The organism is Pseudomonas sp. 11/12A, from assembly GCF_000800055.1.
Taxonomy (GTDB): Bacteria; Pseudomonadota; Gammaproteobacteria; order Pseudomonadales; family Pseudomonadaceae; genus Aquipseudomonas; species Aquipseudomonas mohnii.
Genome location: NZ_JUGV01000001.1, coordinates 3,123,030 through 3,139,528 on the forward strand (window position 1 = coordinate 3,123,030; position 16,499 = coordinate 3,139,528).

General features: G+C 54.0%; 14 protein-coding genes and 3 pseudogenes. 11 read left to right on the forward strand and 6 right to left on the reverse strand.

What is annotated here, in order from left to right; translation table 11 throughout:
• Window positions 1–88: 88 nt before the first annotated feature.
• Window positions 89–622: a glycoside hydrolase family 19 protein gene (locus GQ39_RS14320; protein WP_047530923.1), complete on the reverse strand. Its 534-nt coding sequence runs from the start codon at window positions 620–622 to the stop codon at window positions 89–91.
• Window positions 623–679: 57 nt separating this feature from the next.
• Window positions 680–1,603: a DUF4214 domain-containing protein gene (locus tag GQ39_RS14325; RefSeq protein ID WP_047530925.1), complete on the reverse strand. Its 924-nt coding sequence runs from the start codon at window positions 1,601–1,603 to the stop codon at window positions 680–682.
• Window positions 1,604–2,291: 688 nt separating this feature from the next.
• Between GQ39_RS14325 and GQ39_RS14330 the strand changes: the two genes are divergently transcribed.
• The 3 genes from GQ39_RS14330 to GQ39_RS14340 all read left to right on the forward strand — a co-directional run bounded on the left by GQ39_RS14330 (window position 2,292) and on the right by GQ39_RS14340 (window position 3,925).
• The gene (locus GQ39_RS14330) at window positions 2,292–2,798 is read left to right on the forward strand and encodes a YqaJ viral recombinase family protein (protein WP_236693106.1); all 507 of its coding nucleotides are present in this window, start codon (window positions 2,292–2,294) and stop codon (window positions 2,796–2,798) included.
• Window positions 2,795–3,388, forward strand: a complete 594-nt coding sequence (locus GQ39_RS33025) for a hypothetical protein (RefSeq protein WP_047530926.1) — start codon at window positions 2,795–2,797, stop codon at window positions 3,386–3,388. Before GQ39_RS14330 ends, GQ39_RS33025 begins: the two co-directional genes overlap by 4 nt.
• A 69-nt stretch (window positions 3,389–3,457) precedes the next feature.
• Window positions 3,458–3,925: a hypothetical protein gene (locus GQ39_RS14340; protein ID WP_442961659.1), complete on the forward strand. Its 468-nt coding sequence runs from the start codon at window positions 3,458–3,460 to the stop codon at window positions 3,923–3,925.
• Window positions 3,926–4,557: 632 nt separating this feature from the next.
• Here the strand turns inward: GQ39_RS14340 and GQ39_RS14350 are convergent.
• A complete protein-coding gene (locus GQ39_RS14350) occupies window positions 4,558–4,905 on the reverse strand; it encodes a hypothetical protein (RefSeq protein WP_047530929.1) in 348 nt (115 codons plus the stop codon).
• Window positions 4,906–5,922: 1,017 nt separating this feature from the next.
• Between GQ39_RS14350 and GQ39_RS31540 the strand changes: the two genes are divergently transcribed.
• Entirely contained in the window at window positions 5,923–6,117 is a 195-nt protein-coding gene (locus GQ39_RS31540; RefSeq protein WP_081997917.1) for a hypothetical protein, read from the forward strand.
• Between the two features lie 22 nt (window positions 6,118–6,139).
• On the opposite strand, the gene GQ39_RS14355 is transcribed toward GQ39_RS31540, so the two are convergent.
• Window positions 6,140–6,853 (reverse strand): hypothetical protein, encoded by a 714-nt coding sequence (locus GQ39_RS14355; protein WP_152614001.1) that lies wholly within the window; start codon window positions 6,851–6,853, stop codon window positions 6,140–6,142.
• Between the two features lie 531 nt (window positions 6,854–7,384).
• Between GQ39_RS14355 and GQ39_RS14360 the strand changes: the two genes are divergently transcribed.
• The 4 genes and pseudogenes from GQ39_RS14360 to GQ39_RS14370 all read left to right on the forward strand — a co-directional run bounded on the left by GQ39_RS14360 (window position 7,385) and on the right by GQ39_RS14370 (window position 11,108).
• A complete protein-coding gene (locus GQ39_RS14360) occupies window positions 7,385–8,131 on the forward strand; it encodes a DNA-methyltransferase (RefSeq protein WP_236693107.1) in 747 nt (248 codons plus the stop codon).
• Window positions 8,106–8,309, forward strand: coding sequence for a hypothetical protein (locus tag GQ39_RS31545; RefSeq protein ID WP_081997918.1), 204 nt, complete (start codon window positions 8,106–8,108; stop codon window positions 8,307–8,309). The genes GQ39_RS14360 and GQ39_RS31545 overlap by 26 nt, the downstream gene beginning before the upstream one ends.
• 8 nt (window positions 8,310–8,317) lie before the next feature.
• Window positions 8,318–9,382 (forward strand): annotated as a pseudogene (locus GQ39_RS14365) (phage integrase Arm DNA-binding domain-containing protein).
• 283 nt (window positions 9,383–9,665) lie between these two features.
• Complete coding sequence (locus tag GQ39_RS14370) at window positions 9,666–11,108, forward strand: tyrosine-type recombinase/integrase (protein WP_047530933.1); 1,443 nt, start codon at window positions 9,666–9,668, stop codon at window positions 11,106–11,108.
• 89 nt (window positions 11,109–11,197) lie between these two features.
• On the opposite strand, the pseudogene GQ39_RS14375 reads toward GQ39_RS14370, so the two are convergent.
• Both GQ39_RS14375 and GQ39_RS14380 read right to left on the reverse strand, forming a co-directional pair.
• Window positions 11,198–11,565: pseudogene (locus tag GQ39_RS14375) on the reverse strand (DNA methylase).
• A 121-nt stretch (window positions 11,566–11,686) separates the two neighbouring features.
• Window positions 11,687–14,446 carry an ATP-dependent Clp protease ATP-binding subunit gene (locus tag GQ39_RS14380; protein ID WP_442961748.1) on the reverse strand — a complete coding sequence of 920 codons (2,760 nt, stop codon included), beginning with the start codon at window positions 14,444–14,446 and terminating at the stop codon, window positions 11,687–11,689.
• A gap of 239 nt (window positions 14,447–14,685) precedes the next feature.
• On the opposite strand from GQ39_RS14380, the pseudogene GQ39_RS33350 reads away from it, so the two are divergent.
• From GQ39_RS33350 to GQ39_RS14390, 3 genes and pseudogenes are all read left to right on the forward strand, one after another.
• Window positions 14,686–14,960: pseudogene (locus GQ39_RS33350) on the forward strand (TolC family protein); the annotation flags it as partial.
• Window positions 14,961–14,996: 36 nt separating this feature from the next.
• Window positions 14,997–15,539, forward strand: a complete 543-nt coding sequence (locus tag GQ39_RS14385; RefSeq protein WP_052193591.1) for a redoxin domain-containing protein — start codon at window positions 14,997–14,999, stop codon at window positions 15,537–15,539.
• Between the two features lie 11 nt (window positions 15,540–15,550).
• Window positions 15,551–16,078, forward strand: coding sequence for a DsbA family protein (locus tag GQ39_RS14390; RefSeq protein ID WP_047530937.1), 528 nt, complete (start codon window positions 15,551–15,553; stop codon window positions 16,076–16,078).
• Window positions 16,079–16,499 lie beyond the last annotated feature (421 nt).

Consider the following 16,499-nt stretch of genomic DNA (forward strand, 5'->3'; position numbering starts at 1 on the left):
ACGGTCACTCCGTGGCGATATGTACCGAACAGCGCAGCGGCCACTAGCAGCACCGCCGAGATATAAGGAAGGATTCGGAGTAGAAGTTTCATACCAGCACCTCTGTCGCCTTCGTCCACAGCTTCAGCCGATCCGCCTGGCCATTGAGCCCGCCATTGATCCGCCGAGTGATTTTTTCGAAGTCGCCAGCATCAGCCAAGGTGTTCAGTCCACTGGTTGCCCAGAACCATGCGGCCGACAAGCAGGCGTTCTTCGGCTGCTCCAACAGCTCTGGCTGATTGATCAGGTCGAGGGCCAGGACCTCGCCGCACTCCGCATAGTTCGCCCGGCCCGTGATTTGGATCAGGCCCCGGCCGCGATACTTGAAGCCGTCGCCCGGGACGGAGTTGCCCAGATCCTTGCGGCCTTCGTACTTGGCCTGGGCCGGAGTCGGCCCCCACATCTCCCGGACGTAAACCAGCTGGCCGGACTCATGCCCGATCTGGGCAATGAACGCGGCCACTCGTTTGGAGCCGACAATCTGGAATCGGCCCATGGCCGTGTTGAGGACAGGAACAAAAACGCCGGCTTTGGCGCCGGCGTTCGGGAGGATCTGCAGCAACTGCTGCGCGGTGATTGGCATACTTTTCTCCAGGCGAAAAAAAGCCCGCACTTGGCGGGCTTTCTTATAAGATTAAAACTATCCCAAAATACTGAAATCAATTGACTGTCCGGCGATGACTTGAACACCAGACATATCAATCGTAACAACATCATCACTTACTACAATATTACTTTTACCAAATGACTTGGACGGATCCGTATTGGTAAAAGTGGAGGAATTTAGCACAACATCTTTAAACGACGCCAACTCCTTGTTCACATCAGAAAATGTCAACGTCACGCCACCTGCGTAAGAGAAGTCAGAGTCAGGAAACGTTAATACAAAATTTCCAGCACTAACATCAATATCCATTTTGGTAAAATCTGTTAGTTCAACATCATCTCCAACCGTGAAGGCCTGATGATCAAAGGACGCCTTCAAATAATTAAAACTAACCTCTAGATTTTTCCCCATAAAATCTAAAACTTTCGGAGTAGTTGGTGTAACTGGTGATGAAGGATGATCCCAATAATTGTTGATCAAGCTGGCAGTAGCCACCGAACTGGTATCGCTGGTGACAAATGCCAGCAACGACTTTGCGTATGTCAAATCATTACCAGACAAAGACTTCGCAAAATTAAATCCCGCGTCGACCTTATTTTGCAGCAACTGATGATCGTCGCCCTTTCCATCCTGGATTGAAAAGATCATTTCCTTGATCAGGTCTTTTCGATTGCCCAAATCTGCAAATCGATCCTGCCAATATGTGGTGCCTGCAGCATCGGGGCTGCGGTTAAGGACCGTGCTGTAAAAATTGGTGAAAAAGTCAGTATCCGATACCTCGTCTCCGTAGAGCGACTTACCCTCTTTGCTGGTGAGAAAGCTGGTTACCAAGTCATCAAATGAGAGACCATTTGTTAGCTGGCCCGACCAGTAGGCAAGTCCATCCTTATCCGGCGCCCGGCCGAAAGCAGCGACGTACATCACAGTTGCGAGTTTTTGAGATTCTACTTCGGTCATAGCGCCATCCATGCGGTTTGTTATTGAGGTGTCATTTTGACACTATGGTGCCAGCCACTGGAAGCCCTGGGCGCTGTACCGGAGAGCACCAAAGAGCAGTGCTTGTTGCCAAGGAAAGGGTGCTCAACACAAACCTGATAGCGTAAATCTGTAGTCCATACCTGTGGTGTTGCATTGAGGCGGCGTTGATATCATCCCGCCCACGTTCTCCATGTATTAAGGGATGCGGGAGAAAATAGAAGCCCCGAAGGGCCAACCTCGGGGCTTCGTCTTTTCAATCCCCAGACGAAGAAAACCCCGAACGGGTCGGGGTATTGGTGAAGTGCTTGGCCCCGCCTATTCGGACGCCGGCCCAGAACAGCCAGGCCCGCCATCGAGCTACGCTTTCCGCGCGCAATGCCCGGTACAGGTTGGCGTCCGCTTCCTTGCGACTGTTGGAGCTCGCGGTGTAGCACTGAAGTCCGCCGAAACGAAACCTGAGCCAGTGGCTGACGCCGAAACAGCCGGCGATACAGGCACAGACGAAGAGGTCGAATTTGAGGAGGTGTCAGCATGATTATCGTAAATTGCGCCCAGGGCTCAGAGGCTTGGCACCAGGAGCGGGCCGGGGTGATCACCGCCAGTATGTTCGGCGACACCCGAGCTCGCCTGAAGTCAGGCCCAAACAAGGGCGAGCCTACAGAAGGCTTTGGATTACGCATTCCGCCTTGCCGTTGAGCGGATCGGTGGCAAGCCGCTGGATAACGGCTTTGAAACCTGGCAAATGCGCCGGGAGCACGAACTGGAACCTGAGGCGAGGATGGAGCACGAAATCCAGACTGGCCTGATGGTTACTCAGGTGGGGCTGGTCAAGACTGATGATGGTGTGTTCGGAGCCAGTGCCGACGTCTTCATCGGCGAAGATGGCGGCGCAGAATACAAGTGCTTCCTCGCACCGGAAAAGCTCCGCTCGTTCCACATCGACAATGATGCGAGCGAAATCATGGACCAAGTCCAAGGCTGCATGTGGATCACCGGGCGCAAATGGTGGCACATCGGGATGTACTGCCCGGACCTGAAGGTGGTTGGTCGCCAGCTCTGGTGGAAAGAGTTCCAGCGCGATGACGACTACATCGAAAAGCTCGAAGAAGACCTTTGTCAGTTCAAGCTCCTGGTTGACGGCTATGAGGCGAAGCTGCGGAGTAAGGCCGCATGATCAGCAACCACCTCAGTCTGGTCGAGCAGCTTCGGCCTAAGTCGAACGAACTAGCGGCCCAGGTCGAGCAGTACCTGGCCGCTGGCGGCAAGATCGAACAAGCCGAGCCCTACAACTACAAGCCCAAGCCGATCAGCTACAGCAACCAGATGCCGCCGGCTCCGAAGCCATTTGTTCGGCGCCGGGTTGAAGCGCCTCCCCCACCACCCACTGCATTCGATGCCCGCCACCAGGCGCGCGAAAAGTTGGTCGATCAAGTTCGCGGGTTGAGCAGCACGCATACCCAAGTGGAAGTTGCGGCAGCCGTCGGCATCAGCAGGAAGGCTACCTACAACATCGCCAAAGAGCATGACATCACATTCCAGCGTCCAACCCGGGGCGGTGCGAATGACGCGCTGCGCAAGGAGCAAGCAGATGCCAGAGACGCGAAGTATGCCGAGCGGATCAGGGCCTTCATGGAGCTTGGAATCTCCCGGCGCCAGTGCTGCGGAAAGCTGGCCATCAGCAATAAAGCCTTCGAGCGAATCATTGCGGCCCACGGCATCGACTACCCGAAAGCACGCCAAGGCAGAACCTCATGCGCCGCATAGCTCGAGTTCAACAACGTAAACGACAAACCTGGCTGGCATTGCCGGCCAGCGGGATAGAAGAGGTGGGGCATGGCCGAGGTACAGCAGCAGGAGCCGACGGCGGAAGCCATAAAGCAGCGCAAGAAACGCGAGAAGGAAGCGGCCAAAAATGCCGCACTGGGCGTCGAGAGGTTTCATATCGAAGTTGCCGGTGTGTTCAAGCCTGACCTGAAGCGAGTAATGAAGGCGCACGGCATAAACAACCAGCAGGACATTCACCAGCGGCTGCTGATCAACCTGATCGCTGCCGACTTCGAAGCCCAGGCCTGGATGCTGCGGAGTGTCACGACACCTTATGTAGTGAGCGAAAAGGTGTCGCGCATTCTAAGAGCGGCCAGCCTCAAACACCTGCAGGCGACCCGGGCGAGCCAGAAGACGAAATCGTCGAGCCCGTATAGCGATCACGCATCGGACTCGATAATGAAGAGGAACTGGCCGTCGTTCGTAGTTGCAACGCCAGCCTCCACCCAGCCCACAATGTCCCCGCCAGGACCGTAGACCTCTTCGACATCCAGGAGAAACTTCCACGTTCCATTGTCTGAGTAAGCAAAGCCATTTTGTGCCCAGCCTACTCGCGGCTTTTCCGGCTCCTTCCCGTAAAGAATGTATGCCCCATCGCTGTAATCAATAGCCATATCGACCTCCTTGTGCCGGCCCCTTGCCGGGCATTCGTAATACCCCAACACAACTCAAATTGCCAATTGCATCAGGCCACGGGGGGGCGGCCGTTGGGCGTTATAAGCATCAGCCTGAGATAATTTCACACTTCCCGATGGAAGGCCTAATTTTAACGCCAGACTTCATATCAGTCATTACAATTCGATTAGTTTCAAAGCTCTCTAGAACTACATACCTATCAGAAATAGTACCTATTAGCACCCCTTTAACGACCCCTGCACTATCAACCACCAATGGCGTTCTTTCCGAACACAGCCTTAACTTTTGCAAACTTGAACCCGACTCATCATAAGGAAGAAATATAAGCGACCATAATATGAATAACAATGTCGAAGCACCCACCAGCCTTTCGCCACCGCCTTCAAAATATTGAACCAATGCTAGCGATAAAAACGTACTAGGAAAAACTGTTCCGAGAGCCCTTAGTGAAAACTCGAACAAAATTGAATCCATTACTTCTTTTTTAACAACACTCCGGCACCAAGTACCAATATCGTCCCCACAATTAAAAAATAAGTAACCCACTTCCTTGCATCGGGAACCATTTTATTATCAGTCATTAAAAAAGACAAAAAAATGCTTGTCAATGTCATACCTCCCGTCCAGGGCAAGCCATCCTTAACTAAGCCTTGAGGCTCAATTGCGCTAACGACCCATGACGCCTGTAGACCGGAGTAAAAAAAATAGTTTTGAGAAAGCCCCACGAGGTATGCAAAACCAATTAACAGTCCAAATATCCCTACTAACTTAACAATTTTGTCCAATAGATAATCATAAGTCGGACTGGCATTACCGTTCATCACGTTGCGCTCCCATCTTATTGAGCAAACCGTCTGCACAATAAAAGACCATTCCCCAAAATTACCAATAAGTCGCATCCGGTCACGGAGGGCGACGCCTACCCGGAGATAACCTTGACCCCACAATTCGAAAGCCCCAACGGGCTATGGCGGCGTCTTGGTTGAGCGAGGTTCGCGCGGAGCACGGACGATTCGCCGCCCAGCGGATCGGAAGTGTGCATCGACAGCGAGCGCGGACGCCACACAGGAGAGATTGAAGCGGCGCGGCAGGAGCTGGCGTGCCTGCCGCACGGCGAAAGTGCGCGCCAGGCGGCGCATCTCTACATCTTCGCTTGACCCGGCCTCACCTATTGAACAGAGACTTAGCCATTACCTCGGTCATACCAATTGGTGGCCAGCTCAATCCCGCACATTCTGGCATCGTCAATGCTCTGGAGTGGGCCGTCTGATTCTCCTATCAGGCTTTCACCACTTGGATCTAGTTGCGCCACAACCCGAACGCCGACGGGCACAGGATCGCTATCCACGCCCCACTTAAAGCGCACAAGTGCCTGCTTTCCGCTGGCATGTGAGAGAAAGAATCCTGGCGGCCTATCTATAGCCATCGCTTTACCCTCTTAAACCCGGATTGATTACGAATCATCAACCACCAGAGTCAACTCCCCCGCCGCCATTCGCTACTGTCGAGATAACGGAATTGTCTGGATCAAGGTACAAATCAATAATGCACCCACTTTCATTGAGGAAAATGGTGATTCTTCCCGGTTCTATCTTCTCGGTTACCGCATCACCAGCTCGCACAACCCGACACTTCCTACCAATCAGATCTTTGATTGTCGTAGGAACGCCTGAAAGAGGGAAAGGAACCGGCCTTGTATTACTCCATGGCCAAACGTGCGAACCACCTCCGTCACCTGTGCCGCCCATAGCAGCCTCCCAAATGTAAGTGTTGGCAGTCACTGCCAGAAACTAAAGCAAAGCCCACAAACTCAAATCACGCCAGCCGGCGAGGGTCCCATGTCGCCATATAGAACCTCAGGGACGACCGTCGTGATCTTCTCCGGCGGGCGGACCAGCGCCTACATGCTGCACCAGGTACTGGATAACGACGATGACCTCTGCGATCTGGTTGTCACCGTCGCCAAAACCGGCAAAAAACACCCGCCGTGCTCGAGTTCGTCCGAGAATATGCCAATCTCGACCGGGCCATAGCCGGTTTCTTTAGCAATTAGCGCTAAACCATTTTTTTCACTCGTTCCCATTCACTTTTTAATATGCCCTGAGATATTTTTACAAGATCATCACATTTTCCGGAAAGCATAAAACCTTCATCGGCGGCACGATTACAAATTTCTTGAGATATGCGGACTAAATATTGAGAGTCAGATTCTTCCGGGTTTATATACAGCTCAATTAAGGAAAGATACCTTCTTGCCTCGCCATTTGCCGATACTATCTTTGCCCTTAACTCTCGATCACGATGCTCTACTGCCATAAGATCATCAAACGTCTCAGGATTCAATTTTGTGCGACGCTGATTAAGCACGTGTAGTGATCGAACCTCAAAGCAGGATGCAATAAAGTTTGAAATCGTTAACCGCAAACCATTTATCCATTCCTGCCTATTCTTGGCTACATTTTCTGCCTTACTGCGCTCCAACTGTTTATCCGCACTATCTTTTGAAATTTTCTCTTGCGAATCGGTAGTAATTTTGAAGTTTTTTACTGTAGTCCATGTACCTAAAACGACGATAAACGCGGTCAAAATAATGCCAGCCAAGCCTAGCCAGTCAGTGCCGGAGTCAACCTTAATTTCAGGGATTCTGTATACGCCAAGCATCATCGCATCCACAGTCATAATTTCTCCCCTTTCGACTTGAATTACTTCGCCATTACTTTCGGAATGAGGTGCCGGCATCCCCATAAAAACCATGGTTAGCCAAGGCAATTGCCGGACTCAAACCTTCCGAATGACAACAAGAGTAGATCAGCGCTCCGCACTGACAGTACCTCCCTGCGCGACTCGCGTCAGCTTGGCCATGCCGGGCCTACCCTGGAGCGCGCCCGTCGCCGAAAAGCTGATCACCCCCAAACGAATACATTTAGGGCTTAGGCAGGGGGATCGCTGATGGTTCTCCTGCCGGTAGCTGCCTCGCTCTACTTGCTATGGCTCCTTTACAAGGGGACCCGGGCGTTAGGGTTCGCCCCACCAACCACTTCAGAAGGGGAGCTGCGAGTTACGCGACTGGCGAGGCGAACCAATAGACCTTAGTTCGCCTGCTCAGCCTCCCTTTCACCCTTCATCCGATTTCACAATCCATCTACAAGTCTGCCGGTGAACGGTGGGCGAGGAATTCCTATGCCTGAAATCAGCCTGCACCTAGGCGACTGTCTTGAGGTAATGAGGCAGCTGCCAGATGCCAGTGTCGATATGGTGCTGGCCGATCTGCCCTACGGCACAACCCAATGAGTCTGGGACGTGATTATCCCCTTCGAGCCGCTCTGGCGTGAGTTCTTGCGAATCGCCAAGCCGGAGGCCGCCATCGTGCTATGTGCGGCCCAGCCGTTCGCCTCGATGGTGGTCGCAAGTAACCCGAAGCACTATCGTTACGAATGGATCTGGGAGAAAGGCAACGCCACCGGCTTCCTGAACGCCAAGAAGCAACCCCTTCGGGAACACGAAAGCGCCCAGGTCTTCTACCGCCAGCAGCCCGTGTACAACCCGCAGATGTCGGCCGGACATGAGCGGAAGACGAGCAAGCGCAAGACGGTCAACTCGGAGTGCTATGGCAAAGCATTGGCGCTCACCGAATACGACTCGACAGAGCGGTACCCACGATCGGTGCAGTTCTTCTCGAGCGACAAGCAGTCTGGGAGCTTCCATCCGACACAGAAGCCGGTTGCGTGGATGGCTTTCCTGATCAGCACCTACAGCAACCCCGGGCAAGTGGTGCTGGATAGCACAATGGGCAGCGGCACTACTGGCGTGGCCTGCGTGCAGCTAGGGCGCCAGTTCATCGGTATTGAGCAGGACGCCGAAATCTTCGGTACCGCTCAATTGCGAATCGCCGGCGCAGTAGCTCTCCGCGATACCACGGTGCCGCAAATCGAATTGTTTGAGGCAACAGCCTCCCCCCCTCCCCACCTTCTGCCGCCACGCGGCATGGAGCAACGCCGCCCGAACCGGCCAGAGGTATTCAATGAAGCGAGAACTGATAAAGATTAGCGAGTTTCAGCGCCGGCGCTGGGGCGAAAACGGTACACCGCAATGCCCACAGGCCATCCGCAACCACATCCGCAATGGCGATGTGCCTGGGGAGCAGATCGGAAGACTCTGGCACGTTGACTGGGCAGCATTCAGCCGCTCGCAGGGCAACGACCTCGTCGCTATGGTATTGAAATGAGCTGCATGATGGTGCCACGGCCGCGCAGCCCTGCGAACAAGGGACTCTTGCGCAGAATCTGTACTATGACGCGGGCCGCTCGACCTATCGCTACCGGCGGCCTACCGACGGGAAGTGGTTCCAGTTTGGCACCGACCGCATCAAGGCGATCGACGCAGCAAAGCAATTGAATCTTGAGTTTATGCACGGCGCCGATCTGGTCGGCGCAGTGTTGCACCTCAGAAACATTTGCCGGTTTCCTCGACACCTACGAGCGCGATGTCCTGCCACCTCGAGAGCTGGCCAAGGGAACCCCTGGGCCCGTACGCGGTGCACTTTAGGCGGTTCGCAAGCAGTTCGAGGGCAAGGCCGTAGACCAGATCACGATTCGAATGATCGCGGAGATGCTGGACGCCCTCACCCCGCGCACGGCGAACCGGTGCCGAGCCCTGCTGATCGACATTTTCAACCACGCCGCAGCAAAGGGGCTATGCCCGGATAACCCGGCAGCCAGCACCATCAACCGCATTGAGAAGAAGCAGCGCAAACGTCACACGGTGGAAGGCCTGAAGGCCATCAGGGAGAAGGCGCCAGTCTGGCTTCAGAACGCAATCGACCTGGCCCTGATCACTGCTCAGCGCCGCACCGACATCCTCGACATGCGATTTGACGGCGTACGTGATGGGTTTCTCTATCTGGTGCAGAAGAAAACCGCAAAGGCCAGTGCCGCGGCGTGGATTCGCTTTCGCGTGACACCAGAGTTACAGGCGGTCATAAGCCGATGCCGCAACAATATCGCATCGCCGTACCTGGTCCACCGCAAGCCAGAGCGAAAGAAACAGAAACAGGAGCAGACCAAGGACCACTGGACGAAGGCTGAGGAACGGTATTTGACGCGAGCATTCAAGGAGGCCAGGGAGGCAGCGAACTGCTACGCGGGATGGAAGGAAGAAGAGATGCCTGGCTTCCACGAAGTGCGAGCGCTGTCGCTGCACCTGTACAAGAAAGCCGGAAAGGACGGCCAGCGCGACCACGAAGAAATCATCTGGTCAGAGGTGATTCCGGACCTGAACATCAGCGAAATCACCGGATAGTTTTGCGCGGGTTTTGCGCAGACACAAAAAAGCCGATCTAGCTGATCGGCTTAAATGTCTGATTTTACTCAGGAAAAATGGTCGGGACGGAGTGATTCGAACACTCGACCCCTAGCACCCCATCTCCTTTTTCATACTTCTTGAAAGCTTCCAAAATTTTACTGTGGATTTTTCTAAGCTAGTATTTACTTGAGCTCCAGCGGTGTTCTGCTCTACGAGAGTCCAGGAACGTCCATCAAGAGCCGACGTTTTTGTGGGGGTAAAAGTAGGGGGAGCCCGTTTCATGGCCAAAATCACCATCAAAGAACTCGAGTCGCTGACTCCCAACGATGCCGGCCGAATCCTCCGAGAGGATGGCAATCTGGCCGGTCGAATCTCAGTCCGCAAGGACGGTGTGTCGGTCAGTTTTTTCTATCGTTATCGCTGGGGCGACCAGAACAAAGAGTACGCCTGCGGAACCTGGCCGCGCAAATCCCTGACCGACATCCGCAAGGCGCGTAACCAGGCCAGGGCGCTCATTGATGAGCAGATCAATCCCAACGAGCAAAAGAAAACCGCCAAAGCACAGGCATACGTAGAGGCCGAACAAGTAAAAACGACGAAGGTACAAACGCTGACCGTCCAAGATCTGGCCAAGGCCTGGCTCTTGGATGGCGTCGCGCGTAAAGACGGCAATGCCGAGTTGCAACGACGCTTTAACAAGGACCTTTTGCCAGCACTTGGCAAGACCGCAGTGAGCAGCGTCTCCGAACACGATGTTCGGGCGCTGATCCGCACCGTGGTCAGCCGCGGTGCTCACCGGCAAGCCATAAGTTTCTTCGCCGACCTCACTCAGATGTTCAGCTGGGCCAGAAAGCGTCAGCCCTGGCGGGCTTTATTGATCGAGGGTGATCCAACTGAGCTGGTCGACATCTCCCCCTTGATCCCTGCCGACTACGAAGCCGAAAGAAGCCGCATCCTTTCCCCACCGGAGCTGTTGGAACTGCACAACCGCTTCCAGCAAATGACCGCCGATTACAACGCCCTCCCCGCCGGCCAAAAGTACGGCGGTATTCGTCCATTAAAGAAGGAAACGCAGCTCGCGCTTTGGATCAGCCTGGGCACGCTGTGCCGGATTGGTGAATTGCTCCAGGCCGAATGGAAAAATGTCGATCTGGAGCGACAGACATGGTTCCTCCCCAGTGAAAACGTCAAAGGCACCCGCGGCAAGAAACAGGACCATCATGTCTTCCTCTCCCCCTTTGCCCTGCATTTCTTTCAGGAACTCAAGACCCTGACGGGAGATTCACAGTGGTGTTTTCCCAGCAAACAAGATGATGGGCATGTGGACGTGAAAGTGGTGAGTAAACAGGTCGGCGATCGCCAGGCCCGGTTCAAAAACCGCAAGGCCCTTTCCAGGCGGCGTCATGACGATACGCTGGTCCTTGCCGACGGCCAGAACGGTGACTGGACGCCCCATGACCTGCGCCGTACCGGTGCGACCATGATGCAGGCTTTGGGGGTCAGCCTGGATGTCATCGACCGTTGCCAAAACCATGTGCTGGCTGGCTCGCGGGTGAGACGCCACTACCTGCACCACGACTATGCCGAAGAGAAGAAACGCGCCTGGAACCTGTTGGGCGATCGACTCAGTGCTGTGTTGTCCTCGACCTACGAGCACACGCCAAACGAGTCGATGTTGTCTTTTCCAGCGTACGCGGCGACAGAGACGTCGCCACCTTCATAAGTCACCGCATCGAGATGCTCTCAGGGTTTAAGTTGATTCCGAACGCGGCCTGAAAAATATTTTTTACGCTTATGTCGGCGGCGGCCACTTCAGCGCAGGCTTGGATCAGCCATAGCAGGGCAGGATTTCGACGGTCCTGGGGGCATCCCTTCGAATGCAAAAAGGGGTTTCTCAAACTCACGGCGGCCGGTACTCACTTCCACGATGTTGCCCACGCTCCCAGCGTATTCGTTGTTGAGCTTGTGAGCCAAAGCCAATAGGCGCGACGCCATGGTTTCGTCATAGCGCACGTGATGAGCTTCACCGAGCATCGCAACCAGTTCATGGTGAGAGAAATGGGAAAGCTTTCGGGGCGTATCACGCTGATGTTTATCTACGTCATCTGCTACGCCTTTGCTGCTATCCCGCCCTGAATTCGTTTACCCATCAGAAAACTGGCGACCAACCGCTTGAACAACCATCAATGGTTTAACTCTACTCAGATGAGAAGCGGATCAGGCCAGTGAACGTGACGTCCAATACATCATTGCACGTCATGATCAGCAGACCTGTTGCCAGGCATCGTGAGTGTATTGAGGCTAAGTCCCGGTCGCCGCAATAGGTGCCAGATCATCGGGTGGTTCGGGTGGACTACTCTCTTCGGAGGCCTTGGGCACATCCACCGCCATCTTATTGAAGATCACTTCGCTACGCCCTTTGTCGTAACTCAACTCAACACTGTCGCCGGCTTTCAGCTTGTCAGCGAGCATTTCCTTCGCAAGCCTCGTTTCGACGGTCTGGCGAATCTGACGTTTCAACTCGCGCGCGCCAAACTCAGGCTGATAACCAACATCCGCCAGATGATCGATGAGTGAGCCATCAATTTTCACTGTGATGTTCTGTGCAGCTGCGGTTCGAATGACCCGATCAAGCTGAATGCTCACAATCGATCGGATGTTGTCACGGGTAAGGGCATGGAACACGATGATGTCATCAATACGGTTAAGGAATTCGGGACGAAAATGCCCTTTCAGGACGCCCATTAATTCATCGCGTAACGCTTTATCCGTAAGGCGTTCATCTTCGGGGCGCTCAAGATTCTCCATGATAATGGGAGAGCCCAAGTTGCTGGTGGCAATGATGATCGTATTGCTGAAGTCCACGACACGTCCCTTACCGTCCGTTAGACGCCCATCGTCGAATACCTGCAGCAATACGTTGCTCACATCGGGATGCGCTTTCTCGATCTCGTCGAGCAGAATCACACTGTAGGGCTTGCGGCGGACACGCTCTGTCAACTGACCGCCTTCGTCATATCCCACATAGCCGGGTGGCGCGCCGATCAAACGAGCAACCGCATGCCGCTCCATGTACTCCGACATATCAATACGAATGATCGATTGCTCGTCACCAAACACCGTTTCCGCCAACGCTTTGGCAAGTTCGGTTTTGCCAACGCCCGTAGGGCCAAGAAAGAGAAACGTGGCAATAGGTCTGTTCGCTTGGCCAAGGCCGGCTCGAGACAAACGAACGGCATCGCTGACCGCGAGAACAGCATCTTCCTGCCCGACCAGCCGATCACGCAAAGTGTCTTCCATATTCAACAGCTTTTGACGCTCTTCCTGCGTAAGCTCGGTCACAGGAATACCGGTGAGACGGGACAGCACCTGGGCAATTGACTCCAGGGTCACCTCAAGGGTTTCGGAACCTGTCTTGCGCTGCCAGGCTTCTGTTTCCTCTTCCAGTTGCGCTTGTTTTTGACCGATGTGTTCTTCGAAGCCTTTGGATTCATCAAAACGTTTACGGGAAGAGGCATAGTCCTGTTCACGTTTAAGTTGCGTGATTTCGGCTTCCAGCTCCTGGATGCTGGCAGGCCTTGAGGAGGAACTGATTCGAACACGGGCCGCCGCCTGATCGATCAGGTCAATGGCTTTATCCGGCAAAAAACGCGAGGTGATGTAACGATCCGACAGCTCAGCTGCCGCCACAAATGCTTCATCGGCGAATGTGACCTGATGGTGAGCCTCAAGCTTATCGCGCAGCCCACGCAAGATAATGATGGTCTGTTCGACGGTGGGCTCGGCTATCAGCACAGGCTGAAAACGTCGTTCAAGCGCTGCGTCTTTTTCGATGTGCTTTTGATACTCATTGAGTGTCGTCGCACCGATCAAACTAAGCTCCCCGCGTGCTAATGCGGGTTTCAGTACGTTGGCAATATCCAGGCCGCCCTCCTCACCACCCTGCCCCGCGCCAACGATCGTGTGTAACTCATCGATGAACAGAATAAGCTCCGAGCTTTTTGCGGCGACTTCATCAAGCAGTTGCTTGGCTCGCTCCTCAAATTCACCACGATATTTAGAGCCCGCAACCATTGAGTTCAGATTGACTTCAACGAGTCGTCTATCGCGCAAAATCTCAGGGACATCGCCCTTTACTATTCGTTGTGCAAGCCCTTCAACGATGGCTGTTTTACCAACGCCGGGTTCGCCGATAAGAACCGGATTGTTCTTTCTACGCCGCGCCAGCACCTCAATGGTATTTTCGATTTCCTGCGCACGCCCCAGTACGGGATCCAGTTTGCCCTCACGAGCCAATGACGTCAGGTCGCGACCGAACTTGTCGAGTGTCGGTGTTCCCGTCGGGGTGTCGACTCGCCCATCCTCAGCCCCCTTACCCACCACCTTGACCACCTTCTGCCGCAAGGCTTCAGGCGTTACGCCGTATTTTTTAAGCAATGTCCCGGCAATACTTTCTGGTACAGAGGCAAGCCCGATCAACAAATGTTCGGGGCCAACGTACGAATGTCCTAAATCACGAGATGCCTGGAATGAAAAATTGAACGCTTTCTTCAAGCGCGGAGAAATGGTCATCTGATCGACCGAAACCTGAGCAGTGCCCCTCTGCGCATGTTGATCGATGTAGCCTTTGATATCATCCGGAGAAAGCTTCAGCTCCTTGAGCAAAGCCGCACCAACATCGGTATCCGCCAGCACGTACAACAGATGCTCAGTATCGAGATCGCTGCGGTTCAGCTCATGGGCTTTCTCTCCTGCGCGCTGCAGGATTTCGAGCGTCTGGGAACTGAATGCATCGGTTGCATCGACAGATTCTCGAGGCACTTGCGCAGAGAGCCTGAAGTCATCCGCCCCCTGCTCCATTGCTCCACCCATACTGTCGAAAAAGCGAGAGACTCCCCCGCCCAACAGAGAGTCGAATGGATTCAACATGCTTTGATGGCGTAAGAGTTGGCGGTAATCGTGGTCGCAAACGGACATTGTTCTGGCTTGGCCATTTTGCGATACGGTCACCCGCGCGACCGCTGGTCTTGCGTTACATATTTCACAGAGAGTTGCCATGATGAGTTGTCTCCAAAAGGTGGATAACACGAACTCATTCAGATGGATCTACTTCCCTGTAAACGATGCTCAAGAAGCTGGGACATGAGATCCGCATTACGCTGAGCTTGATCAGGAAGACGATGATGTTGCGGGGAATGGTAGTCACGACAGACGATGCCATCCAATCAAGATAGTCGGATCTCATCAAAACACGCTATGGGCGACTCAGGATACCGACGAACGACGTCTGAGGCCTTGCTGAGGAAACCGAAAACGCGTTCAGCGACTACGGCAAGCGACAACAGCGACTATAGTCATTGGTGAGCCAGAGCGAATCCTGTCGCCGCTCTACCCTCCTGGCCCTCAATCAAATACCGCGAAAGCACGGCGGACGTCGTCGTGCTTCTTGAAGCGGAACGTGATCGTCTCACTGCCGAAAACACTCAGGCTCAGGCTGAGATCGAGGCATCGTTGCCGTTATAAATCCCTTGATGGTGGATGGAGTTATCCCGCCGGCCAAGTCGTATCCCCCTGAGTAGACCCCAACCACCTTTCTATCAGGGCTCAAGCAATGAACACCTCAGAATTGGATGATGCAAAAAAAACGAATGACGACCTGGCTCAGGGGCCGCTGTCAGCCGGCACTGTCGCGCCCGACTTCACCCTGTACGCGACCCCTGATCAGCAGCTATCGCTGCGCGAGCTAAAGGGAAATCCCGTGATACTGGCGTTTTATCCCGCTGACTGGAGTGCGGTTTGTGGTGACCAGCTGACCTTGTACAACCAGTTGCTACCCACATTCAGAGAATACGGTGCGACGCTACTGGGTATTTCGGTTGACAGCGCCTGGTGTCATCAGGCCTTCGCCAAAGACCGGAATTTTCACTTCAGCCTGCTGGCCGATTTCGAGCCCAAAGGTGCTGTGGCGCGACAGTATGGAGCGTACGACTCCCCCTTGGGAGTTTGTAAGCGGGCACTGTTCGTGATTGACAAGGAGGGAGTGATCGCCTGGAGCTACATCTCACCAATGGCAATCAACCCTGGGGCGGACGGCATTCTGGACGCGCTGGATGCTCTGGCGAATTCGCCACAAAGCACGCTAACCAAAAATTAACAGGTGATCACATGGCCACTCTCAAAGTGCCGGTAAGTGCCAACGACCATCGCCAGGGAAGTGCGCATGCCAAGGTCACCTTGGTGGAATTTGGCGACTATGAATGTCCCTATTGCGGTTTAGCATATTGGGTCGTCAAAAAGCTACAGCAGCATTTTCGTGATGATCTGCAATTCGTGTTCCGTAACTTTCCACTGACCACCGCTCACCCGCATGCGATGGCTGCGGCTGTCACCGCTGAGTATGCCGGGAGTCGAGGGTTCTTCTGGGAGGCTCACGACGAATTGTATGAAAACCAAGATCGATTGGGCCTACCGCTGTTTAGGGCCATCGCTCTAAAACACGGCCTCTCCAGCGAAGAACTCTATCTTGCTATGCAAGACGGCACTTACATATCCAAAATAAAATCCGATTTTAATGGCGGCGTGCGGAGCGGCGTGAATGGCACCCCGGCGTTTTACATTGACGGGCTTCGCTATGACGGGGCTCCAGAGTTTACCGAAATGAGTCAGATGATTGAGCTTTCGTTAGTGAGTTGACGAAATCGCTAGATAGTGAAATCGCTTGGCATCACCCACACCGTAGCCAAGGGCGAACGTGCCCCATTGCGCAGCGCACCAGGTGTGCATTCGATAATATTTCAATACGAGAGATTGAAGATTCCACGGTGCTGCCAGCGATAAGCATCGCTCATAAAGCAGCGGCACGAAAATATCAGCCCAGCGAACCGAGGACATAAAAAATGGCGATGTTAATTTTTGACAGCTCGGAAGATTCCATAGTCGAGGCCCGTGTCCTGGTCGAGGCGCTGAATGAATGGTTGGCGGAACAGCAGCCCAGTTGCCCGCTAAGGTCCGCCCGTGCGCAATGTTGCTATCGGCCCGATGGCACGCTGGATTCCGTATTGACCGTACTAACAGACGTGGTGGTGGACTAGGTCAGGTGTTGCACTCAGTTTTT

Bases quoted from the DNA above. Each gene is read 5' to 3' on its own strand.
- GQ39_RS14320 (WP_047530923.1), bottom strand. From the start codon at position 622: ATGCCAATCACCGCGCAGCAGTTGCTGCAGATCCTCCCGAACGCCGGC.
- GQ39_RS14325 (WP_047530925.1), bottom strand. From the start codon at position 1,603: ATGACCGAAGTAGAATCTCAAAAACTCGCAACTGTGATGTACGTCGCT.
- GQ39_RS33025 (WP_047530926.1), top strand. From the start codon at position 2,795: ATGATCAGCAACCACCTCAGTCTGGTCGAGCAGCTTCGGCCTAAGTCG.
- GQ39_RS14340 (WP_442961659.1), top strand. From the start codon at position 3,458: ATGGCCGAGGTACAGCAGCAGGAGCCGACGGCGGAAGCCATAAAGCAG.
- GQ39_RS14350 (WP_047530929.1), bottom strand. From the start codon at position 4,905: ATGAACGGTAATGCCAGTCCGACTTATGATTATCTATTGGACAAAATT.
- GQ39_RS31540 (WP_081997917.1), top strand. From the start codon at position 5,923: ATGTCGCCATATAGAACCTCAGGGACGACCGTCGTGATCTTCTCCGGC.
- GQ39_RS31545 (WP_081997918.1), top strand. From the start codon at position 8,106: ATGAAGCGAGAACTGATAAAGATTAGCGAGTTTCAGCGCCGGCGCTGG.
- GQ39_RS14370 (WP_047530933.1), top strand. From the start codon at position 9,666: ATGGCCAAAATCACCATCAAAGAACTCGAGTCGCTGACTCCCAACGAT.
- GQ39_RS14385 (WP_052193591.1), top strand. From the start codon at position 14,997: ATGAACACCTCAGAATTGGATGATGCAAAAAAAACGAATGACGACCTG.
- GQ39_RS14390 (WP_047530937.1), top strand. From the start codon at position 15,551: ATGGCCACTCTCAAAGTGCCGGTAAGTGCCAACGACCATCGCCAGGGA.